The following is a 21941-nucleotide window of genomic DNA, read 5'->3' as shown; positions in this document are numbered from 1 at the left end:
TCACTCGGCGGCGGCGAGATAGCCCTCGAATTCGTTGGTGTCGGCGTCGCCGTCGGGCAGCGCCTCGCCCTGCGGAAACCGCTCATGATATTCGGCGATCTTGCTGCGCATGAGATCGACCAGTTCGGCGCGGCGCGGCGACAGGCGCTCGGTCGTGCCGCCGATCCCGATCACCAGCGGGATGCCGTGGACGCTCTGCCCCAGCGGCATCGCCATCGATGCGATGCCCGGCACCGGATGTTCGGGCCAGTAGCAATAGCCGGTATGCCTGATCCAGCGGATGCGCTGCATCACCTCGTCGAAGGTCATGCGCGGATCGGTGTTGAGCTCGTAATAATTGGAATAGCGATAGATCTTGTCGATCTCGCGGTCGCGCATCTGGCTCATCAGCGCCATGCCAGAGGTCGCATCGAGCATCAGCCGCATGTCGCCGGGCGACGGCGGCCGTTTGTGCGGGTGATCGGGCACCCGCATCATCATATATTGGATGAACAGGTCGTTCTGCGTGACCAGCACGACGGTCTCGTCGCTCAGCCGGAAAAGCTCGTCGATCAGCCAGGTATAGCCGTTGCCCGACGCGATATGGCCGTAGAGCCAGCTGCCGAGCGACGCGACCTGCAGCGTCGGCAGATAGGTGCGCGACGTGCGATTGTAGTTGAGATACCCGTCGATCACCATGCATTTCAACAGGTTGGTCGTGCTCGACTGGGGATAGCCGAGCGCGGGATAGATTTCGTTGAGCCTGAGCGGCTTGCGGCGATCGCGGAACAGTTCGAGCACTTCGAAGGTGCGCGATGCCGACTTGACGGGCCTTCTCTTCATCCTCTCCGTCCCTCTTGGCGTCTGTGGCCAGTCTAGCGGTTCGGTTCCGGCTGTTCGGACAGTCGCGGGAAGATCAACATGCCACGCGAAGGTGTGTCCGATCGCCATTCCGCCGCACAGCCATCCGATATCACATATGTGATGACGCGGTCACGCGCGCCCGCATCGAATCCCATGCGGGATAAGTGCGACCGGGTCGGCGGTGCGGATGCGCTATGGGCGCGCGGCATTAACGTCCTCCATCGCACGCGCCGATCCCGCGTGCACAGCGGAGCGGCGCATGACCGATCGAACCCTCAATCTATCCGTTCCGGCCGAAAAGCCGGACGTGTCGCCGCTGCCCTATGGCGTGCTGTTCCTGCTGATGATCGTTTATGCCTTCAACATGCTCGACCGGCAGATCGTGACGATCCTGGTCGAGCCGATGAAGCGCGACCTGTCGCTGTCGGATGGTCAGATCGGCGCGATCAGCGGTCTCGCCTTCGCGTTGTTCTACACGTTGTTGGGCATCCCGCTGGCGCGCGTCGCCGACCGCGGCAACCGGGTGGCGATGATCGCGGTGTCGCTCACGATCTGGAGCGTCTTCACCGCCTTGTGCGGCCTTGCGCGAAATTTCGGCGAACTGCTGCTGGCGCGCACCGGCGTCGGTGTCGGCGAGGCCGGATGCACGCCAGCGGCGCACAGCCTGATCACCGATTTCGTGCCGCGCGAACAGCGCGCATGGGCGCTGTCGCTCTATTCGCTCGGGACGCCCGTGGGTTCGCTCGCGGGCCTGATATTGGGCGGCGTGCTGCTGGCGACGCTCGGATGGCGCGCCGCGTTCCTGATCGCGGGATTGCCGGGCGTGGTGCTGGCGATCATCGTGTGGTTCTCGATTCCCGAACCACGGCGCCGGGAGGCCGTTGCGACGCCGGCCAGGCAACTGCCGCTCCGTGCGGTGATCGCCACGCTGCGGCGGCTGCCGAGTTTCTGGCTGGTGTCGTTCGGCACCGCGATGGGCGGGTTCGGCTATTTCGGCCAGGCCGCCTTTTTCGGCGCGCTGTATATGCGCACCCACACGTCCGGGCTGGCGTCGCTTGCCGCGACGTTCGGGGTCGCGCCCAGCGTTGCGCTCGGCCTAGCGCTCGGGCTGATGGTGGGCGTGGTCGGCATGGCGGGAACCCTGGTCGGCGGCCTGCTCGCGGATCGCGCGGGGCGAGGGGGAATCGCCGGTTACACGCGCGTGCCATCGGTCGCCCTCGTCATCGCCGCGCCGCTGTTCGCAGGCGCGGCGCTGGCCGGGACGATCGGCTGGTCGTTCGTGCTGCTGGGCCTGGCGATCTTCGTCCATGCGCTGAACTACGGGTCGGTGTTCGCGGCGGTGCAGACGCTGGTTCATCCGTCGATCCGCGCGATGGCGTCGGCGGTGCAGTTGTTCATCGTCAATGCGATCGGCCTTGCGCTGGGGCCGCTGTTCGTCGGCGTGGCCAGCGACCTGCTCGCGCCGACTTTGGGCGCGGAGATGGGGCTGCGCGTGGCGATGGCGCTGGTGGTGGCGCCGCTGGCGCTGGGTTCGGCGCTGTTCTGGCTCGCCGGTCGCCGGATTGGCGAAGACGAGCGGCGGGCAATGTCGAATTGACAATCAGTTCGGTGATCCTCCCCTTGCAGGGGAGGATTGCTGGATGCCGATCGATTCTAACGATCCGACAGCATGATGAAGCGGCCGCGGTGATAGTCGCGGTCGCCCAGGATCAGGTCGAGCATCATCTGGCGGCGCAGATGATGGCTGACGACCAGCTCGTCGCTGGTGCCGACGCCGCCGTGCAGCTGGACCGCGGCCTGCGTTACCACCACGCCGCATTGCGAGACGCGCACCCGCGCCGCGGCGATCAGCGCGCGGTCGGGGGTGTCGCTCATCAGGCTGCGCGCGGCGACGCTGGTGATCGCGCGCGCCTCTTCACAGGCGATGCTCATGTCGACCAGTTTGTGCTGGATGACCTGGAAGGTGCCGATCGCGACGCCGAACTGCTGGCGCGTGCGAACGTAGTCGAGCGTCGCGGCGGTCGCGGCCTCCATCGATCCGACTGCTTCCGCCAGATGCGCGACGATCGCGCGGTCGGCGGCGGCGGCGATGCGTGGCGCGGCGGTATCGCGTTCTCCCAGCAAGGTGGCGGGGACGTTGTCGAGCGTCAGGCTGCAATGGCGGTGGCCGTCGCTCGACCGGTAGCGCCGAACCGTCAGCCCTTCGGCATCGGCGGGAACCAGGAACAGGCTGATCCCCGTGCGATCGCCATGATCGCCGGCGGTGCGCGCGGAAACGACGAACCAGTCGGCGTCGGCGCCATCCTCGACATGCGTCTTCACGCCCGTCAGCCGCGCGCCGTCGTCGGCGCGGGTGGCGACGCCGAACACGGCATAGCCGTCGTCCTCGAACAGCGCGGTCGCGACGCGGATTTCGCCCGTGCCGATCTTAGGAAGCAATTCGTCCGCCAGCGCGCCGCCGCCGTGCAGCAATGCGGGGGTCAGGACGCAGCAGGTGACATAGGGTTCGATCATCAGGTGGCGGCCGAACCCCTCCATGATCGCCATCACCTCGACCGGACCACCGCCGAGGCCGCCGTCGCCTTCCGCGATCGGCAGCATCAGCCAGCCGAGCGCGGCCATCTCGCTCCAGCGGCGGCGCGAACCCTCCAGTCCTTCGGCCAGCCGCGCCAGCCGGTCGGCCGCGCCCATATGCTGATCGCCGAACCGGTCGGCGCTGTCGCGCAGCATCTGCTGCTCGTCGCTGTACGCGAACTCCATCGTCGTTTCCTTCAGAGCCCGAGCGCGCGGCGCGCGATGATGTTGCGTTGAATCTCGCTCGATCCGCCGTAGATCGAGGTCACGCGGGAATAGAGCGCGCCCTGCAGCGCGAGCGGCATGTCGGGGGGCGTGTCCCCGCTCCCTTCTCCCTTGGCGTCCAGCGCCTCGTAATGCTGCGCGGCGGACCCCAGCGCCTCCACCCAGAGCGCCGTCGACTGCTGGATCAGTTCGGACCAGCGCAGCTTGACCATCGATCCGCGCGGGCCGGAATCCATGCCCGCCGCGGCATCGGCGACCAGCCGCATCACCATCGCCTGCAACGCCAGCGATTCGATCTCGAGCTGCGCCAGCTTGCCGCGAAAGCCGGGCTGATCGAACAGGGTCGCAGCCCCGACCCGCCGCCGCTTCGCCGCCGCGCGCACCGCACGCAGCGTTTGCGGCAGGAACATCGCGGTGGCGGCCGCCACCATCCGTTCGCGGTCGAGCAGCACCTTGCCGTAATTCCAGCCCATCCCCTCCTCGCCGACCAGATTGGCGGCGGGGACGCGGACGTCGTCCAGGAACACCTCGTTGGTGTGGTGCTTTTCGTCAAGCGTGTGGATCGGGCGGATGCGCAGGCCCGGCGTGTCCATGTCGACCAGGATCAGCGAAATCCCCGCCTGCCGTTTCGCCTCCACCGACGTGCGCGCCAGCACGAACATGCGGGTCGAGACATGGGCGTAGCTGGTCCACATCTTCTGCCCGTTCAGCACGTAATCGCCGCCGTCGCGCTCCGCCCGGGTGCGTAGCGCGGCGAGGTCCGATCCTGCGCCCGGCTCCGAATAGCCCTGGCACCACCAATCTTCGCCGCTGATGATCCGCGGCAGGTAGAAATCCTTCTGCGCCTGGCTGCCATAGGTGAAGATGATCGGGCCGATCAGTTCCAGCCCCTGATGATATTGCGCGGGTGCATCGGCGGCCGACGCCTCCGACCAGAAAATGTGGAGCTGGGTCGGGGTCCAGCCGGTGCCGCCATATTCGACCGGCCAGGTCGGCGCGCCCCAGCCGCGCGCCGCCAGCCGCCGCTGATAGGCGGTCAGCGTGTCCGCGGGCAGGCGCAGCCCGGCGCGCACCGTCGTCTTCCATTCATCCGGGATGCTGTCGGCGAAGAAGGCGCGCACCTCGTCGCGAAAGGACAAATCCGCCGGAGCGAGGTCCAGATCCATCGGGCGCTCTCCTGTGTCTTTGCCTGGTGATAGCCGTCTTCGCGCGGCGAAGGGCGTCCGCGGGCGTGGCGTCGCGGAAAATCATGGTGGCGATAAGCGGCGCGGCGAGGCCGGGGGACTTCGCAGCAACGTCGCCCGCGCCGATCCTTTGCGATAAACAGCGGATACGGAGAGACAGGCGATGCACGGCCTGATGCAGACGCGGCAGTTGACGATCGGCGCGATCATCCGCCACGCCGCGACCAACCATCCGCGGCGCGAGATCGTGTCGCGAACCTTCGACGGCCGGATCGTGCGGTCGAACTGGGGCACGGTCGAACGGCGCGCACGGTGCGTCGCCGCGGCGCTCGCCGGGCTGGGGGTGAAGCAGGGCGACCGGGTCGTGACGCTCGCGTGGAATCGCCTGCCGCACCTCGAGCTGTATTACGGCGTCAGCGCGGCGGGCATGGTGCTGCACACCGTCAACCCGCGGCTGTTTCCCGAACAGATCCGCTACATCGTCGATCACGGCGGCGCGGAGGTGCTGTGCGTCGACCCCGATCTGCTGCCGATCGTCGAGCCGTTGCTGCCGCACCTGCCGCGCGTGCGCCACGTGATCGTGCTGGGCGGGGATGCGGCGGGTTTCGTCAGCTACGACGCGCTGGTCGCCGACGCCGCGCCGGTCGAGGACTGGCCCGAGCTGGACGAACAGGCGGCGAGTTCGCTGTGCTATACCTCGGGCACGACGGGCAATCCGAAAGGTGTGCTGTACAGCCACCGATCGACCGTGCTGCACGCGATGAGCGCGTTGGCGGCGGATTCGATGGCGCTGGCGGCGCGCGATTCGGTGCTGCTCGTGACGCCGTTGTTCCACGTCAACGCCTGGGGCATTCCCTATGCCGCGGCGATTTGCGGCGCGAAGCTGGTGCTGCCCGGATCGGCGCTCGATCCGGCGTCGCTGTACGATCTGGCGCTGGGTGAGGCGGCGACCTTCTCGCTCGGCGTGCCGACCGTCTGGTTCGGCTTTTGCGATCATCTGGAGCGCGATCGCAGCGCGGAGGAACGCGCGGCGTTGCGCCTGAACCGCGTGTTCACCGGCGGGGCGGCGACGCCGCGGTCGTTGATCGAGCGGTTTCGCGACCTGCTCGGCGTCGAGACGATCCAGGCGTGGGGGATGAGCGAGACCAGTCCGGTCGCAACGGTCTGCCGTCCGCTTCCGCATCAGGATGATCTTGAGCGGCAGGAAGCGGTCGATCTGCGCGCGCGTCAGGGGCGGGCGGTGTTCGGCATCGAACTCAGGATCGAGGACGAGGCGGGGAATGCTTTGGCGCACGACGGCGCGGCATCGGGCCTGCTGAAGGTGCGCGGGCCGTGGGTGCTGAGCGGTTATTTCGGCGCGGAGGCGGGATCGGCGATCGACGCCGACGGCTGGTTCGATACCGGCGACGTCGCGCGGATCGACGCCGACGGTTTCCTCCAACTCACCGACCGGGCGAAGGACGTCATCAAATCGGGCGGCGAATGGATTTCATCGATCGATCTGGAGAATGCCGCGACCTCGCACGTCAAGGTGGCCGAGGCCGCGGTGATCGGCATCGCGCATCCGCGCTGGCAGGAGCGGCCGTTGATGCTGGTGCGGCTGCATCCCGGAGCGACGTGCGAGGCGCGCGAGATTCTGGATCATCTGACCGACAAGGTCGCGCGCTGGTGGCTGCCCGACGACGTGCTGTTCGTTGCCGACCTGCCGCATACGGGGACGGGCAAGCTGTTGAAGACGAAGCTGCGCGAGGAGTACCGGGATCATTTCACCGGTGGCGCGGACGGAACGCTGGCGAGCAATCCGTAGACCGGATCCTCGGGCCAGCGGCCGCCGATCGGCCGCCGCCGCCCGAACCGCTGCGCCTCCGTATCGGGCGCAGCGGGCGTCTCGCTGACCCAGTCGAACACGACGAGGCGGTCGGCCACGCGCCATTCCTCGCCGCGCTTCTCGAAGCGGTCGAGATAGCGGCCCGCCATGTGCACGTCCGCCATCGCGCCGTCCGCGCCCGGCTGCCGCTGCAGCGCGGTGAAATAGGTTTCGACCGCCGCCTGCGCGCCGCGCAGTTCGATCAGGATGTTGTGGATCTGGTGGATACCGCGCTCGATCGACGGCAGGGTCTTCATCGCCCAGTCGATGAAGCCGGAGGCGCTGCCCTGATAGGGGCCGTGCGTGTCGGTGCCGTCGGGCCAATAGGCCGATCGCAACGCCGCTTCGTCGGCGCGGTCGATGCCGCGGCAATAACGGAACAGGCAATCACGGATCATCTCGCGGTCGTAAAGCGCACCGATGACGTCTTCGTTTCGGTCCATATACCCTCCGGCGGCTGGCCTGCCGATGCCTAGCCGATGATCGGAAGCATGGCGCGCGGGGGCCTGTCCGGCCACGCATTATCTCGTTTGGGATGACCGGAAACGACGCGCGTCACGGAAGGCCGGCGAACCGGTTGTGTCGCCTGCGTTGGCCGCACTCGACAACGCCGTCCTGCTGCCGCATCCCGGGAGCGCGACGCTAGCGAGGCGATGGGGATGAATCTGGAGCCGTGGTCTGTCGCCCGGCGGTCGGCTGACGGTATCGCATGACCGATGCGCTCACCGTGCTGATCGCGCGCGAGGGGCTGCCCGGGGAGTACCGCGATCAGGTCGCACGTTGGTGGCGGCCGCTGGCGGCGGAGATTGCGGCGTGGCGGCGTGCGGCCGGACGTCCGCTGGTGGTCGGGATCAACGGCGCGCAGGGCAGCGGAAAGACGACGCTGTGCGCGTTCCTGACCGAAATCCTTCTACCCGAACTTGGGCTGACCGCAGTGACGCTGGCGCTCGACGATTTCTATCTTCCGCGCGCCGAACGGGGTGCGCTCGCGCGCGACATCCATCCGTTGCTGGCGACGCGCGGTGTGCCGGGAACGCACGATGTTGCGGCCGGTATCGCGGTGCTGGATGCGCTGAAGACGGGCGACGGAAGAACGGTCGAATTCCCGGTCTTCGACAAGAGCCGCGACGACCGCGCCGCCACCCCGCGCGCGATCATAGCGGACGCCGACGTCATCCTGTTCGAGGGCTGGTGCGTCGGCGCGTCGCCGCAACCGGCCGAAGCCTTGTCTAAACCGATCAACGCATTGGAGGCCGAAGAGGATCGCGATGGCCGGTGGCGTGGTCATGTGAACGATGTGCTTTCGGCAGGCTATGCGCGCTGGTTCGCTGAGATCGACCGTCTCGTGATGCTCCGCCCGCCCGATTTTGCCGCGGTGCTCGCCAATCGGCAGGCGCAGGAGACGAAGCTGCGCGCGCGAACCGGGCGCGGCATGACGACTGACGAAGTGGCGCGATTCGTCCAGCATTATGAGCGGTTGACCCGCGCCATGTTCGCGGAAATGCCGGATCGCGCCGATCTGACATTCCTGATCGATGCTCGTCAGCGTGTGATCGCGCGATCGCCCTGACCGGGTGGTGCCGGCACCAATAGAAGCCTTGCCACCGCGGCTATCCTTACATATGTGCGCTTCGCATAGGCGAATTGTTCGTATATAAGAATTGGAGAGGGTGATGGCTGCCGGTCGCGAAACCGTCTCTGTGACGTCACCGGCATGACCGCGCGCTCGCTCCACGTCGCACCGCTCCCCCGCTCCGAAGGATCGACCGTGCGCGACGCAGTGATGCGGTTGCTCGCCGATCTCGGCATGACGACTATCTTCGGCAATCCGGGGTCGACCGAATTGCCGATGTTCCGTGATCTGCCCTACCAATTCCGCTATATCCTGGGTCTGCAGGAATCGGCCGTCGTCGGCATGGCGGACGGCTATGCGCAGGCGACCGGGCGTGCGGCGCTGGTCAATCTCCACAGCTCGGCTGGCCTTGGTCATGCGATGGGCAATCTGTTCACCGCATACCGCAACAATACGCCGTTGGTCGTCACCGCCGGGCAGCAGGCGCGATCGATCCTGCCGCATGAGCCGTTCCTGTATGCCGAGCGCGCGACCGAATTTCCGCGGCCGTTCGTCAAATGGGCGGTCGAGCCCGCACGCGCGGAGGACGTGCCGCTGGCGATCGCGCGCGCGTTCCACGTCGCGATGCAGGCCCCGCGCGGACCGGCGTTCGTGTCGATCCCGATCGACGATTGGGAGCGGCCATGTGCGTCGCTCACGCCTGCGCGCGTCAGCGGCCGCGTCGGACCCGATCCGCTGGCGATGGACGAGGCCGCGGCGATCCTGACGGCGGCGAACCGGATCGCGATCGTCGCGGGCGCGGGCGTCGCCAACAACAAGGCGCGGGACGCGTTGGTGACGTTTGCCGAACGGCTGGGCGCTGCGGTGCGGATCGCGCCGATGGCGGCGCGCAATCCGTTTCCCGAGGATCACGCATTGTTCCGCGGCTTCCTCCCCGCGTCGCGTGAGGCGATCGTGCGCGATCTGGGCGACGCCGATTGCGTGCTGGTGCTCGGCGCGCCCGCCTTCACTTATCATGTCGAGGGCGCGGGGCCGTTCGTTCCGGCCGGGGCGACGCTGATCCAGATCGACGACGATCCGGCCAAGGCCGCGCGCACGCCGGAAGGGCTGGCGATCGTCGGTGACGCCGCGCTGGCGATCGCGGCGCTGCTCGCGCGCGTGCCGACCCGATCGACGCCTGCGCTGGCGGCGGTCGCGCCGCTGCCGCCGCCAGCCGCCGACTGGCTGACCGACGCCTTGCTGATGGCCCGACTCTCGGCCCTCCGCCCGCCGGGGATCGCGATCGTCGAGGAAGCGCCGAGCACGCGCGGGCCGCTGCACGATTTCTTCCCCGTACGCGCGGGGGACGAATTTCACACCTGCGCCAGCGGCGGGCTCGGCCACGGTCTGCCCGCGGCGATCGGCGTGGCGCTGGCGCGGCCCGGCGAACCGGTGCTGTGCCTGCTCGGCGACGGCTCCGCGATGTACGCGATCCAAGGACTGTGGTCGGCGGGGCATCACGCTGCCGACGTGCGCTTCGTCGTCGTCAACAACGGCGGTTATGCCGCACTCGACCAGTTCGGCGCGCTGTTCGGGATCGACGTGGTCGGCAGCAAGCTGCCCGGCATCGATTTCGTCGCGCTGGCCGAGGGGCAGGGCGTTCCCGCGGCGCGGGTCGACGACCCCGCCGCGCTCGACGCCGCGATTGCCGATTTGTTTCGGGGAACCGGACCCCGTTTGCTCGAAGTAATTGTCGTACAAGAATAAAAACCAGACGCTCAGCAGCGTCATAGGGAGGAATAATATGAAGATCGCCACCGCATTGGTCGCCACGTTGCTCGCATCGACCAGCGCCCATGCGCAGACCGTCGCCGCGCAGGATACCGCCGAAGCGCCTTCCGCTGCCGCGCAGAGCGAAGACCCCGCCGACATCATCGTCACCGCGCAGAAACGCGAACAGTCGCTGCAGGACGTCAGCGCTGCGGTCACCGCGATCAGCGCCGATCGCCTGTCGACCGCGCAGGTGGCCAGCCTTCAGGATTTGCAGACGATCGTCCCGTCTGTGAACTTCGGCAGCGATTTCAACCAGGCGAAGATCTTCATCCGCGGCGTCGGGGCGAATACCTCGACCACGGGTAGCTCGACCGGCGTCGCCTTCCACGTCGACGGCGCGTACGTTGCGCGCGCCGAGGCGCAACTGACCTCGCTGTTCGATCTTGAGCGGGTCGAGGTGCTGCGCGGGCCGCAGGGCACGCTGTATGGCCGCAACGCGGTCGGCGGGTCGATCAACCTGATCACCGCGCGCCCGACCGAGGAACTGTCGGGCTACGCGCGCGCGACGTACGGCGCGTACAATTCGATCGTCACCGAAGGCGCGATCAGCGGTGCGATCACCAATGGCATCCGCGCGCGGCTGGCGGTGCGGACCGAGGATCGCGACGGGTTCGGCGTCAATCCGGTCACCGGGCGCGATGTCGACGACCTGAACCGCCGCATGGTGCGCGGGCAGATCGCGGTCGATCTGGCGCCGGCGGTCGAGCTTTCGCTGACCGGCGAATATTTCCGGCAAAACGATTCGTCGGGCGCGATCCATTATCGCCGCGCGTCCTTCCCCGGCGTCCCGCGGCTCGCGCCGCTCGGCGTCGGCGGCTATGCGGCGCGCCCGCGCGATCTGGCGAGCGAAAGCCAGGTCGGGACCGACACCGAAACCTATGCCTTCACCGGTAAGCTGACCGCCGACCTGACCGACAATCTCAGCGTCACCAACATCGCCAACTACCGCAATTTCAAAAGCTCGCTGTTCCAGGATCTCGATCTGTCGGCAGTGGTCAACAGCCTGCAGACGACGGGCCTCGCGACGACCAATCAGGAACGCCGGATCGACAGCAAGCAGTTCAGCAACGAGCTGCAGTTCAACTATCAGTCCGCGCTCGGCAGCGTCGTGCTGGGCGGTTATTATTTCCACGAACGCCAGCGCCCGATCGACAATGTCGGCCTCGCCCCGCGCAACGGCATGGCGAGCAACATCGCGGTGCTGCAGGCGGCCGGGATCGATCTGGCCGAGGCATATAATCTGTGCGGTTACGGACCCGGAACGCTGACCAACGGCACGATCATCGCCCCGAAACGGGTTTGCACCAAATCGAATCTCGGCACGCGCGCGTTCGCGATCTTCGGGCAGGCCAACATCGACCTCGGCACGGTGGCGGGGCTGACCGGGCTCTCGCTGAAACTCGGCGGGCGCTACAGCAACGAACGCGCGTCGTCGGAAAACCCGTCGATCGTTATCACGCGCAACGGTATCGGCCCCGTGCTGCGCTTCACCGCCGATCAGACGCGGCGGGCGCGCACGTTCAAGGATTTCACGCCCGAAGCGGGGCTGGAATACAAGGTCAACTCCGACATCCTGCTGTATTACACCTATTCCGAGGGCTTCAAGGCGGGGTCGGGCGAGAATGCGTCGGGGTCGACCACGATCGTCGATCCCGAGACGATCCAGAACCACGAAGCGGGCGTAAAGGCGTCGCTCGCGCCCGGCTTCACCGTCAACGTCGCGGCCTACACCTACAAACTGGACGGGTTGCAGCTGAACAAGACGATCGCGGGCGGGCCGACCGGCTATACCACGATCTTCCAGAATGCGGCGAGCACGCAGGCGAACGGCGTCGAGCTGGAGGTATTTGCGCGGCCCGCGCCGAACCTGCGGCTGTCGGGCGCATTGTCCTACACCGATGCGCATTTCGAGGATTATCTGACGCTTGATCCGCTAAACCCCGCCAACGTCCAGACACCGGGCGCGCCGCCGTATAATGCCGTGACGAACCCCGATCCGACGGCGTTCGGCGCGCCGGGGAGCGGGAATATCCAGCTTGCCGGTAACGACGTGCGCAACAGCCCGCGCTGGTCGTGGAATCTGCACGGCGAATGGGACGTGCCGGGGGCGGATACGATGCTGAACGGCGTGCTGACCCCGTCGGTCGACGTGTCGTACAAGTCGACGACGTACTTCAGCGAATTCCAGCGCCTGATCGAAGGATCGCGCGCCTACACGATGGTCGACGGCGCGCTGACGTATCGCACCGCGGATCGCCGGATCAAGGTGGATGCGTTCGTCAAAAATGCGTTCAACGTGTTCCGCCCGTCGAGCACCTTCGCGCTCGCCACCGGGCGGCTGATCGGCGTGACGTACCTGCCGCCGCGGACCTATGGTTTGTCGCTCGGCTACACCTTTTGATGCGGCGCCCGTGCGAGCGCGATTGTCGCTCGCCCGGGCGTCCTCTATCCTGGGGGCGAAGGGAACGGGAATGGCGCTGACGCCACAGGACCGTGCGGAAGTCGAGACGCTGGCGGCGCGTTATGCGACCGAGCGCGGCGCGTTGCTGCCGCTGCTTCATGCGATCCAGCAATCGCTCGGCCATGTTCCCGCCGATGCGGTGCCGATCATCGCACACGCGCTGAACCTGAGCCGCGCCGAAGTGCACGGCGTCATCAGTTTCTACCACGATTTCCGCGCCGAGAAGGCCGCGGGGCCAGTCATCAAATTGTGCCGCGCAGAGGCGTGCCAAGCGCGCGGCGTCGACGCGGCGGCGGCGCGGATTGCGGCGGCGGGGGTCGCGACCGAACCGGTCTATTGCCTTGGACTGTGCGCGATCGGACCGTCGGCGCTGGTCGACGGTGTGCCGGTGGCGGGCGTCGGCGATGCCGATGATCTGATGCCCTCCCGTGACGCCGTGCCCCCGGCGACCGTCGCACCGGGCACGCGCGTCTACATCTCGGGTGATATGGCGTCGGTCGCGCTCGGCGCGGATGCGGTGGCGGACGCGTTTGCGCTTGCCGGTGCGAGCGTCGTGCGCACCGGCAGCCGCGGGCTGTTCTCGATCGAGCCTTTGGTCGAAGTCGAGACCCCCGAAGGCCGGATCGGTTACGGTCCGGTCACCGCGGACGACGTCGATCGCATCCTCGACGGCAGCCACCCGAACCGGATCGGCGACGTCGCCGCGCTGCCGTTCTTCGCGCGCCAGCAGCGTTTCACCTTCGCGCGTGTCGGCGTCATCGATCCGCTGAGCCTCGACGATTATGCCGCGCATGGCGGCTGGGCGGGACTGGACGCGGCGCGCGCGGCGTCGCCGCAGGCGGTGGTCGATGCGGTGAAGCAGTCCGGCCTGCGCGGGCGCGGCGGTGCGGGGTTCCCGACCGGGATCAAATGGCAGACCGTGCTCGATACGCCTGCGCAAGAGAAGTTCATCGTGTGCAACGCGGACGAGGGCGACAGTGGCACCTTCGCGGACCGGATGCTGATGGAGGGCGATCCGTTCTGCCTGATCGAGGGCATGGCGATCGCCGCATACGCGGTCGGCGCAGGCCACGGCTACATCTATATCCGCTCCGAATATCCTCACGCGATCCGTGCGATGGAGGCGGCGATCCGCGCCAGCGCGGCCGTCGTCGCGCCGTTCACGCTGGAGGTGCGCGTGGGTGCAGGCGCGTATGTCTGCGGCGAGGAAACCGCGCTGCTCGATTCGATCGAGGGCAAGCGCGGGCAGGTGCGCGCGAAGCCGCCGCTGCCCGCGATCGCCGGACTGTTCGGCCGGCCGACCGTCATCAACAACGTGCTGAGCCTCGCCGCGGTCCCGTTCATCCTGGCCGAGGGACCGGAGCGTTATGCCGCGGTCGGCTTCGGCCGGTCGCGCGGGACGATGCCGGTGCAGCTTGCCGGTAACGTGAAGCACGGCGGGCTGTTCGAGGTTGGTTTCGGCATAAGCTTGCGCGAACTGGTCGAGGATATCGGCGGCGGGACGGCGAGCGGCCGGCCGGTGCGGGCGGTGCAGGTCGGCGGCCCGCTCGGCGCGTATTTCCCGCCGTCCGCGTTCGATCTGCCGTTCGATTACGAGACGTTCGCCGCGGCGGGCGGGCTGATCGGGCACGCCGGGATCACGGTGTTCGACGACAGCGTCGACATGGCGCGGATGGCGCGGTTCGCGATGGAATTCTGCGCGGTCGAGAGCTGCGGCAAATGCACGCCGTGCCGGATCGGATCGACCCGCGGGGTGGAATTGATCGACCGCATCATCGCCGGGGCCGGGCGCGACGGCGATGAGGTGGAGGCGCTGCCGCAGATGCGCAACGCGCGCGCGAAATCGCGCAGCGCGGCGGACGAGGTGCAATTGCTGCGCGATCTGTGCGATACGATGAAGTTCGGCTCGCTGTGCGCGCTGGGCGGCTTCACGCCCTATCCGGTGCTGAGCGCGCTGGAACATTTCCCGGAGGATTTCGGGCACGCGCCGATTCAGCAGGCGGCGGAGTAACGACGATGGCATGGCTCGGCGAAATCGACCTCGGCACAAAGGCGGCGGCTCCTGCGGCCGCGACGGTGACGCTGACCATCGACGGTCAGACGATCGCAGTGCCCGAAGGAACGTCGGTGATGCGCGCCGCCGCGCTGGCGGGCACGACCATCCCGAAACTGTGCGCGTCGGACAATCTGGAGGCGTTCGGATCGTGCCGCGTCTGCCTGGTCGAGATCGAGGGCCGCACGGGCTATCCCGCATCCTGCACCACGCCGGTCGCGCCCGGCATGCGCGTCAGCACGCAGAGCGAGCGGCTGACGCAGCTACGCCGCGGCGTGATGGAGCTCTACATCTCCGACCACCCGCTCGATTGCCTGACGTGTTCGGCGAACGGCGATTGCGAATTGCAGGATGTCGCGGGTGCGGTGGGCTTGCGCGACGTCCGCTACGGTTATGACGGCGAGAACCATCTCGAAGGATGCAAGGACGAGACGAACCCCTATTTCACCTTCGACCCGACCAAATGCATCGTCTGTTCGCGTTGCGTCCGCGCGTGCGATGAAGTGCAGGGGACGTTCGCGCTGACCGTCGACGGGCGCGGCTTCGCGAGCCACATTGCGGCCAGCCAGGACGAAGGGTTCCTCAGCTCCGAATGCGTGTCGTGCGGCGCGTGCGTGCAGGCGTGCCCGACCTCCGCGCTGATCGAGAAGGAAGTCGAAAAGGTCGGCACGCCCGATCGCGCTGTCGTCACCACCTGCGCCTATTGCGGGGTCGGCTGCACGTTCCGCGCGGAAATGCGCGGTGAACAGCTCGTCCGGATGGTGCCGTGGAAGGAGGGGAAGGCCAATCGCGGGCATAGCTGCGTGAAGGGTCGCTTCGCCTGGGGCTACGCCAACCACGCCGAGCGCGTGCTGAACCCGATGATCCGCGAAAGTGTCGATCAACCGTGGCGCGAAGTGTCGTGGGAGGCGGCGATCGCGCATACGGCACACGAATTTCGCCGCATCCAGGCGAAATACGGCACGCGCAGCGTCGGCGGGATCACTTCGTCGCGCTGCACCAACGAAGAAACGTACCTCGTTCAGAAACTGATCCGGCAGGGGTTCGGCAACAACAACGTCGATACCTGCGCGCGCGTCTGCCATTCGCCGACCGGCTATGGCCTGAAGACGACGTTCGGCACGTCGGCCGGCACGCAGGATTTCGACAGCGTGATGGCCGCCGACGTGATCGTCGTGATCGGCGCCAACCCGACTGACGGGCATCCGGTGTTCGCCAGCCGGATGAAGCAGCGATTGCGAGAAGGCGCGCGGCTGATCGTGATCGATCCGCGCCGCACCGACATCGTGCGCACCCCACACGTCGAGGCCGAGCATCATCTGCCGCTGAAGCCTGGCACCAACGTCGCGGTCCTGACCGCGATGGCGCATGTCGTGGTGACCGAGGGGCTGGCGGACGAAGACTATGTCCGCACCCGCTGCGACTGGGACGAATTCAGCGAATGGGCCGCCTTCGTCGCGCAACCCGAGCGTTCTCCCGAGGCGACCGAGGCGCTGACGAACGTCCCCGCCGCCGACCTTCGCGCCGCCGCGCGGCTGTATGCGACGGGCGGCAAGGCCGCGATCTATTATGGCCTCGGCGTGACCGAACACAGCCAGGGATCGTCGACCGTCATCGCGATCGCCAACCTGGCGATGGCGACCGGCAATGTCGGGATCGAGGGCGCGGGGGTGAACCCGCTGCGCGGGCAGAACAATGTTCAGGGCGCGTGCGACATGGGCAGCTTCCCGCACGAATATTCGGGCTATCGCCACGTCTCGGACCCGGAAACACGCGCGCTGTTCGAGCAGGCGTGGGGCGTGTCGCTCGACGCCGAACCGGGCCTGCGCATCCCCAACATGCTCGACGCCGCGACCGACGGGACGTTCAAGGCGTTGTTCATCCAGGGCGAGGATATCCTCCAGTCCGACCCGAACACGCAGCATGTCGCGGCGGGGCTGGCGGCGATGGAATGCGTCGTGGTGCAGGATCTGTTCCTGAACGAAACCGCCAATTACGCGCATGTTTTCCTGCCCGGCTCCACCTTTCTGGAGAAAGACGGGACGTTCACCAACGCCGAACGCCGCATCCAGCGCGTGCGGCAGGTGATGCAGCCGAAGAACGGTCATGCCGACTGGGCGATCGTGCAACTGGTCGCGCAAGCGATGGGGCTTGCGTGGGACTATGCGCACCCGTCGGAGATCATGGACGAGATCGCCGCGCTGACGCCCACCTTCGCGCGCGTGAGCTATGCCGCGCTCGACGAACATGGCTCGCTGCAATGGCCCGCGACCGACGCGAACCCGGCGGGCACGCCGACGATGCACATCGACGCGTTCGTGCGCGGCAAGGGGCATTTCGTCGTCACCGACTATATCCCGACCGACGAGAAGACCGGCCCGCGCTATCCGTTGCTGCTGACGACCGGGCGCATCCTCAGCCATTACAATGTCGGCGCGCAGACGCGGCGGACCGACAACGTCGTGTGGCATCCGGAGGACCGGCTGGAAATCCATCCGGTCGATGCCGAGAACCGCGGGCTTCGCGACGGCGACTGGGTCAATCTGAAGAGTCGCGCGGGGGAAACGACGCTGCGCGCGCTGGTCACCGAACGCGTCGCGCCGGGCGTCGTCTATACGACGTTCCACCATCCGGTGACGCAGGCCAACGTCATCACCACCGATTATTCGGACTGGGCGACCAATTGCCCTGAGTACAAGGTGACGGCGGTGCAGGTGTCGTCGTCGAACGGCCCGTCCGACTGGCAGGAGGCGTATGCGCGGCAGGCGGAACGCGCGCGCCGCATCGATACGGTCGCCGCGGAATGATGTCGCCCGACCAGCGCCTGATTTACATGGCCAATCAGATCGCGCGGAACCTGGCGGTGCAGGGCGATGCGGCGGCGGCGCTGGCCACCGCGGACCATATCGCGGCGTTCTGGGATCCACGGATGCGCGCGCAGATCATCGCGGTGGAGGACGGACTGGAGCCGATCGCGGCGGACGCGGTACGGCTGTTGCGGGACCGCGGAACGCCCGATGCGCAGAGCGCGGCGACGGTGTTCGCGGGCGGATCCGACGCTGGGTAGGTTCTACCGCGACTCGACCGCCGCAAGCTGCGCCCGCGGCTTGAGCAACCCCGTCGCACGACCGATCGCGATTGCGGCCATCGCGTCGCGGCGACAATCGGGGCTTGCGTCGGGCAGCGACCGGAGCCGTGCGATGACGCCGGTCAGCAACGTCTCAAGATTGTCCGGAACCAAGGCAAGTACCGGGCGGGACGCAAAATCGTGTCCGGATGGAGGCGTGGCGCGCGCGCGATCGGGTATCATTTCCGAGGTCCACTCCTTGTCCGTCGGTGCATGAATTCGCTTGCCTTGCATACAATCTAGCGATTGTTTGCGTGGCGTACAGAAAAAATGGGAGAGGGTGATGAAGACGTGGCGATTGGCGGCAGGCGCGGGTTCGCTCGATGATCTGGCGCTGGTGGAAGCGGCGAAGCCCGCGCTCGGCCCCGGCGAGGTGCTGATCCGGGTGCGTGCGTGTTCGCTCAACTACCGCGACCAGCTGATCGTGAAGGGCCAGTATTTCGGCGGCGCGATCGACCGCGACCTGACGCCGCTGTCCGACGGCGCGGGCGAGGTGGAAGCGGTCGGCGAGGGCGTCACGGCCTTTGCGCCCGGTGATCGCGTCGCGGGGACGTTCTTCCAGAACTGGCTGGCCGGACCGCCCAATCCCAATCCCGGCGTCGCGCTCGGCGCACCGCCCGCGGCGGGGATGTTGAGCGAATATGTCGTCCTGCCTGAACGCGGCGTCGTGCCGATCGCGGCGAGCCTGTCGTTCGAGGAGGCCGCGACCCTGCCGTGCGCGGGCGTCACCGCGTGGAATGCGCTGATGGAGGGGCCACGCGCGGTCGGGCCGGGGCGCAGCGTGCTGGTGCTCGGCACCGGCGGCGTGTCGCTGCTCGCGCTGGCGATCGCGAAGGCAGCCGGCGCGCGCGTCGTCGCGACATCGTCGTCGGACGAGAAGCTGGCGCGCATCCGTGCGCTGGGGGCGGACGAGACGATCAATTATCGCACCACGCCCGATTGGGGCGCGGCGGCGGCGACGCTGGCGGGCGGCGGCGTCGATCATGTCGTCGAGGTCGGCGGGGCGGGAACACTGGCGCAATCGATGGCCGCGGTCGGCTTCAACGGCGAAGTCGCGCTGATCGGCGTGCTGACGCGCAGCGGCGAAACCGGCCCGCACGCGCTGATGTTTAAGGGCGCATCGCTGCGCGGCATCTTCGTCGGATCGGCCGCGATGGCGATCGCGCTCAACCGCGCGATCGACACGACCGGGATCAAGCCTGCGATCGACCGCGTGTTCGCGTTCGACGAAGCGCGGCAGGCCTACGACTATCAATCCTCGCCCGATCTGTTCGGAAAGGTGGTGATCCGTGTCGACTGATCCGCACGCGGGCCGGTTGCTCGGCTTCGGCCAGCGCGTCGGCGGGATCGCGCAGATGGCCTATGTCGTGGAAGACATGGAGGCGGCGATCGATTGGTGGGTACGCGATCTGCGCACCGGGCCGTGGTTCCTGCTCGATAGCTTCATCGGCCCCGATCACGTCTATCGCGGGGCGCCATCGCGCGCCGACGTGCGCATCGCGATGGCATTTGCGGGGCATATGCAGATCGAGCTGATCCAGCCGAAGGACGACTGCCCGTCGGTGTATCGCGAGATGATCGAGCGGCGCGGATACGGTTTCCATCATGTCGGGATCGCGGTCGACGACGTGGAGGCAGAAACCGCCGCCTATGTCGCGCGCGGCTATACGCTCGCCTTCACCGCCGGCGTGCCGACCGGCGGCCACGTCGCGTACCTCGATGGCGGTCCACAGCATCCGCACTTCGTCGAACTGATCCCCGCCACCCCCGGTATGGACGCCGCGTTCACCGCCTTCAGGCGCGCGTCGATCGGCTGGGATGGCGCCGATCCGATCCGTCCGTTCGCGTGAGGCGGCGGACTTGTCGAACCGCAGGCGATATTGTATGCTATGCGTACAAAAATGACGCGCTGACGGGGTGACGCCCCGAAACCAGCGGATCAGGGGATGGACAGGATGGCGACCAAGGCCGGCAATCGATCCGCATCATACCAGGTGTTGCTGGTCGGGTTGCTCAGCCTGAACTTCGGCATCGTCTTCTTCGACCGCAATTCGCTCAACTTCCTCATGCCGTTCGTGAAGCCCGAACTGGGCCTGAGCAACGAACAGGTCGGCATCCTGCAGAGCGCGCTGTCGCTGACCTGGGCATTGGCGGCGTTCGGGATCGGGCGGCTGTCCGACCGGATCGGCAATCGCAAGCTGTTGCTCGTGCTGGCGACATTGATCTTCTCGGTCTGCTCGTTCCTGACCGGTCTGGCGCAAAGCTTCGCGTTGCTGCTCGGCGCGCGGCTGCTGATGGGCGCGGCGGAGGGCGGCGTGATGCCGATCAGCCATGCGATGGTGGCGAGCGAGGTGACGCCCGAACGGCGTGGCCTGGCGCAGGGCATCGCGCAGAACTTCGGCTCCAACCTGCTCGGATCGTTCGTCGCACCGGTGCTGCTGGTGTCGTTCGCCGCCGCCTACGGCTGGCGCGAGGCGTTCTATCTAGCGGGGATTCCCGGCCTGATCAGCGCCGGATTGATCTGGTTTTTGATTCGCGAGCCCGCCGCGCCGCCGCCGGTGGATCCCGCAGCCGAAAAGGAATCGCCGTGGGCGGTGCTGCGCGATCGCAATGTCGCGCTGTGCTGCGCGATGTCTGTGATCATGGTGTCGTACCTCGTCACCTGCTGGGCGTTCATGCCGCTCTACCTGACCGAGGTGCGCGGCTATGCGCCCAGCACGATGCAATGGCTGATGGGGACGCTCGGCATATCGGCGACGATCGGCAGCTTCGCGATCTCCGGCCTGTCGGACCGTATCGGCCGCCGCCCGGTGATGATCGCGATGCCGCTGCTCGGCGCAATCCTGCCGCTGGGGGCGATGTTCTTCGGTGGGTCGGCATGGGGGCTGGCGCTGATCTTCTTCCTCGGCTGGGGCCTGAACGGCATCTTCCCGTTGTTCATGGCGACCGTCCCGTCGGAAAGCGTAGATCCGCGCCGCACCGCCACCGCGCTTGGACTGTGCATGGGATCGGGCGAGGTGCTGGGTGGCGTGCTGGCGCCGTGGATCGCGGGCCGCTGGGCCGATGCCACGAGTCTCGCCGCACCGCTGTGGATCATGCTGGTCCTGACCATCCTGGGCGGCCTGGTCGCGATCGGCCTGCGGGAGACCGCGCCGCGGATCGTGGCGCGGCGCGGGGCTGCGCTGCGGGAGGCGACGGCATGAATGCAGTGCAGAAATTCGACACGCTCGGTCTTGCCCCGGCCGAACGCCTGCCGTTCTGGAATGAGCTGGTCGACCGCGTCTATACCGGCACCTGGGTCAACACCGCGAAGCCCGATTTCGCCGCCGAAATGTGGCGCTGGAAGGTCGGCGACCTGAACATGATCCGCCCGCGATCGGACCCGGCGCAGGTCGGCCGCGACGCCGATCGGGCGGCCGACGAAGAGCAGATCGTGCTCCACCTGCAGCGGCGCGGGACCAGTTGTCACCGGCAGAACGGCCGCGAGGCGCTGCTCAATCCCGGCGATTTCGTCCTCATGTCGGCGGCGCGGCCGTATCTCGTCGATCTCGCCATGCACGAACTGCTGGTCGTGCAATTCCCGCGGCGGCTGATCGAACACAAGATACGCGGATTGGACGACCGGCTGGGCACGACAATCTCGGGCGCGGGCGCGGGCGGACGCGTGTTCCACGATTTCCTGCTGTCGCTGTGGCATCAGGGCGACCAGAGCCACGCCGATCCCGATTGGCAGGCGGGTGTCGCGACGGTATTCGCCGACCTCGCCGCGCTGGCGGTCAACATTGCGCCGGTGGGACGGCCGCTGGCGGGGGGCGGGCATTTGCGGGAGCGTGTGCTGGCGCTGGTCGACACGCGGCTCGGCGATCCCGATCTGCGCGCTGCGACGATCGCGGAGGAACTGGGGATCAGCCCGCGCACGGTGCAGAACGTCTTCGCCGCGATGGGCACCACCCCGGCCGGGCATGTCGCCGAACAGCGGCTCGAGCGTGCGGCGGAGATACTGACCTCCAACTCCGCGATCAGCGTGACCGAGATCGCGTTCGACCTCGGCTTCAACGACAGCGCCTATTTCGCGCGCTGCTTCCGTCAACGCTACGGCCGGACCCCCAGCGCCTATCGCGCGGGGGCATAATCCGGGCGGCAGCGATTTCGCGCCAGTCCGGCCCTATTTCGCGCCAGTGCAAGACCGCGTCGTAACGCTCGCCTAGAATCAGTCCCACGG

Annotated in this window: 17 protein-coding genes; 12 read left to right on the top strand and 5 right to left on the bottom strand. The window is 67.4% G+C overall.

The genetic code is table 11. The features are described 5' to 3' along the window. Complete coding sequence (locus tag M0208_RS09195) at positions 1 to 822, bottom strand: IclR family transcriptional regulator (RefSeq protein WP_258891407.1); 822 nt, start codon at positions 820 to 822, stop codon at positions 1 to 3. Between the two features lie 280 nt (positions 823 to 1102). Between M0208_RS09195 and M0208_RS09190 the strand changes: the two genes are divergently transcribed. Continuing rightward, positions 1103 to 2440 carry an MFS transporter gene (locus M0208_RS09190; RefSeq protein ID WP_258891406.1) on the top strand — a complete coding sequence of 446 codons (1338 nt, stop codon included), beginning with the start codon at positions 1103 to 1105 and terminating at the stop codon, positions 2438 to 2440. A gap of 56 nt (positions 2441 to 2496) precedes the next feature. Here M0208_RS09190 and M0208_RS09185 read toward each other — a convergent pair whose 3' ends face one another. Both M0208_RS09185 and M0208_RS09180 read right to left on the bottom strand, forming a co-directional pair. Further along, positions 2497 to 3603, bottom strand: a complete 1107-nt coding sequence (locus M0208_RS09185; RefSeq protein WP_258891405.1) for an acyl-CoA dehydrogenase family protein — start codon at positions 3601 to 3603, stop codon at positions 2497 to 2499. Positions 3604 to 3614: 11 nt separating this feature from the next. Then, on the bottom strand, positions 3615 to 4808 hold the full coding sequence (locus tag M0208_RS09180; protein WP_258891404.1) for an acyl-CoA dehydrogenase family protein: 1194 nt from the start codon (positions 4806 to 4808) through the stop codon (positions 3615 to 3617). Between the two features lie 181 nt (positions 4809 to 4989). Here M0208_RS09180 and M0208_RS09175 point away from each other — a divergent pair, with 181 nt between their 5' ends. Then, complete coding sequence (locus M0208_RS09175; RefSeq protein ID WP_258891403.1) at positions 4990 to 6633, top strand: long-chain fatty acid--CoA ligase; 1644 nt, start codon at positions 4990 to 4992, stop codon at positions 6631 to 6633. Here the strand turns inward: M0208_RS09175 and M0208_RS09170 are convergent. Continuing rightward, a complete protein-coding gene (locus M0208_RS09170) occupies positions 6588 to 7136 on the bottom strand; it encodes a nuclear transport factor 2 family protein (protein ID WP_258891402.1) in 549 nt (182 codons plus the stop codon). The two genes, M0208_RS09175 and M0208_RS09170, sit on opposite strands and share 46 nt — an antisense overlap. Before the next feature lie 266 nt (positions 7137 to 7402). Between M0208_RS09170 and M0208_RS09165 the strand changes: the two genes are divergently transcribed. The 6 genes from M0208_RS09165 (at position 7403) to M0208_RS09135 (ending at position 17659) form a co-directional block, all read left to right on the top strand. Beyond that, positions 7403 to 8263 carry a kinase gene (locus M0208_RS09165; RefSeq protein WP_258891401.1) on the top strand — a complete coding sequence of 287 codons (861 nt, stop codon included), beginning with the start codon at positions 7403 to 7405 and terminating at the stop codon, positions 8261 to 8263. Positions 8264 to 8407: 144 nt separating this feature from the next. After that, positions 8408 to 10012 (top strand): benzoylformate decarboxylase, encoded by a 1605-nt coding sequence (gene mdlC, locus M0208_RS09160; protein ID WP_258891400.1) that lies wholly within the window; start codon positions 8408 to 8410, stop codon positions 10010 to 10012. A gap of 37 nt (positions 10013 to 10049) precedes the next feature. Continuing rightward, entirely contained in the window at positions 10050 to 12479 is a 2430-nt protein-coding gene (locus tag M0208_RS09155) for a TonB-dependent receptor (protein ID WP_258891399.1), read from the top strand. A 70-nt stretch (positions 12480 to 12549) separates the two neighbouring features. Then, positions 12550 to 14550, top strand: coding sequence for an NADH-ubiquinone oxidoreductase-F iron-sulfur binding region domain-containing protein (locus M0208_RS09145; protein WP_408988086.1), 2001 nt, complete (start codon positions 12550 to 12552; stop codon positions 14548 to 14550). A 5-nt stretch (positions 14551 to 14555) separates the two neighbouring features. After that, positions 14556 to 17399 carry a formate dehydrogenase subunit alpha gene (gene fdhF, locus M0208_RS09140; protein ID WP_258891398.1) on the top strand — a complete coding sequence of 948 codons (2844 nt, stop codon included), beginning with the start codon at positions 14556 to 14558 and terminating at the stop codon, positions 17397 to 17399. After that, positions 17396 to 17659, top strand: a complete 264-nt coding sequence (locus M0208_RS09135; RefSeq protein ID WP_258891397.1) for a formate dehydrogenase subunit delta — start codon at positions 17396 to 17398, stop codon at positions 17657 to 17659. Before fdhF ends, M0208_RS09135 begins: the two co-directional genes overlap by 4 nt. Before the next feature lie 3 nt (positions 17660 to 17662). On the opposite strand, the gene M0208_RS09130 is transcribed toward M0208_RS09135, so the two are convergent. Then, on the bottom strand, positions 17663 to 17833 hold the full coding sequence (locus tag M0208_RS09130) for a hypothetical protein (RefSeq protein WP_258891396.1): 171 nt from the start codon (positions 17831 to 17833) through the stop codon (positions 17663 to 17665). Between the two features lie 169 nt (positions 17834 to 18002). Between M0208_RS09130 and M0208_RS09125 the strand changes: the two genes are divergently transcribed. The 4 genes from M0208_RS09125 (at position 18003) to M0208_RS09110 (ending at position 21851) form a co-directional block, all read left to right on the top strand. Further along, on the top strand, positions 18003 to 19019 hold the full coding sequence (locus M0208_RS09125) for an NAD(P)-dependent alcohol dehydrogenase (protein ID WP_258891395.1): 1017 nt from the start codon (positions 18003 to 18005) through the stop codon (positions 19017 to 19019). Next, the gene (locus M0208_RS09120; protein WP_258891394.1) at positions 19009 to 19569 is read left to right on the top strand and encodes a VOC family protein; all 561 of its coding nucleotides are present in this window, start codon (positions 19009 to 19011) and stop codon (positions 19567 to 19569) included. Before M0208_RS09125 ends, M0208_RS09120 begins: the two co-directional genes overlap by 11 nt. Positions 19570 to 19674: 105 nt before the next feature. Then, complete coding sequence (locus M0208_RS09115; RefSeq protein ID WP_258891393.1) at positions 19675 to 20922, top strand: MFS transporter; 1248 nt, start codon at positions 19675 to 19677, stop codon at positions 20920 to 20922. Continuing rightward, the gene (locus tag M0208_RS09110; protein WP_258891392.1) at positions 20919 to 21851 is read left to right on the top strand and encodes a helix-turn-helix domain-containing protein; all 933 of its coding nucleotides are present in this window, start codon (positions 20919 to 20921) and stop codon (positions 21849 to 21851) included. Before M0208_RS09115 ends, M0208_RS09110 begins: the two co-directional genes overlap by 4 nt. The last annotated feature ends 90 nt before the right edge of the window (positions 21852 to 21941 follow it).

The organism is Sphingomonas sp. SUN019, assembly GCF_024758705.1.
GTDB lineage: Bacteria > Pseudomonadota > Alphaproteobacteria > Sphingomonadales > Sphingomonadaceae > Sphingomonas.
This window is presented reverse-complemented; position numbering and strand designations above follow the sequence as displayed.

Excerpts from the sequence above, each read along its gene's own strand:
- M0208_RS09180 (WP_258891404.1), bottom strand. The coding sequence starts at position 4,808 with ATGGATCTGGACCTCGCTCCGGCGGATTTGTCCTTTCGCGACGAGGTG.
- M0208_RS09135 (WP_258891397.1), top strand. The coding sequence starts at position 17,396 with ATGATGTCGCCCGACCAGCGCCTGATTTACATGGCCAATCAGATCGCG.
- fdhF (WP_258891398.1), top strand. The coding sequence starts at position 14,556 with ATGGCATGGCTCGGCGAAATCGACCTCGGCACAAAGGCGGCGGCTCCT.
- M0208_RS09195 (WP_258891407.1), bottom strand. The coding sequence starts at position 822 with ATGAAGAGAAGGCCCGTCAAGTCGGCATCGCGCACCTTCGAAGTGCTC.
- M0208_RS09145 (WP_408988086.1), top strand. The coding sequence starts at position 12,550 with ATGGCGCTGACGCCACAGGACCGTGCGGAAGTCGAGACGCTGGCGGCG.
- M0208_RS09155 (WP_258891399.1), top strand. The coding sequence starts at position 10,050 with ATGAAGATCGCCACCGCATTGGTCGCCACGTTGCTCGCATCGACCAGC.
- M0208_RS09175 (WP_258891403.1), top strand. The coding sequence starts at position 4,990 with ATGCACGGCCTGATGCAGACGCGGCAGTTGACGATCGGCGCGATCATC.
- mdlC (WP_258891400.1), top strand. The coding sequence starts at position 8,408 with ATGACCGCGCGCTCGCTCCACGTCGCACCGCTCCCCCGCTCCGAAGGA.
- M0208_RS09165 (WP_258891401.1), top strand. The coding sequence starts at position 7,403 with ATGACCGATGCGCTCACCGTGCTGATCGCGCGCGAGGGGCTGCCCGGG.
- M0208_RS09190 (WP_258891406.1), top strand. The coding sequence starts at position 1,103 with ATGACCGATCGAACCCTCAATCTATCCGTTCCGGCCGAAAAGCCGGAC.
- M0208_RS09185 (WP_258891405.1), bottom strand. The coding sequence starts at position 3,603 with ATGGAGTTCGCGTACAGCGACGAGCAGCAGATGCTGCGCGACAGCGCC.
- M0208_RS09110 (WP_258891392.1), top strand. The coding sequence starts at position 20,919 with ATGAATGCAGTGCAGAAATTCGACACGCTCGGTCTTGCCCCGGCCGAA.
- M0208_RS09170 (WP_258891402.1), bottom strand. The coding sequence starts at position 7,136 with ATGGACCGAAACGAAGACGTCATCGGTGCGCTTTACGACCGCGAGATG.
- M0208_RS09125 (WP_258891395.1), top strand. The coding sequence starts at position 18,003 with ATGAAGACGTGGCGATTGGCGGCAGGCGCGGGTTCGCTCGATGATCTG.
- M0208_RS09115 (WP_258891393.1), top strand. The coding sequence starts at position 19,675 with ATGGCGACCAAGGCCGGCAATCGATCCGCATCATACCAGGTGTTGCTG.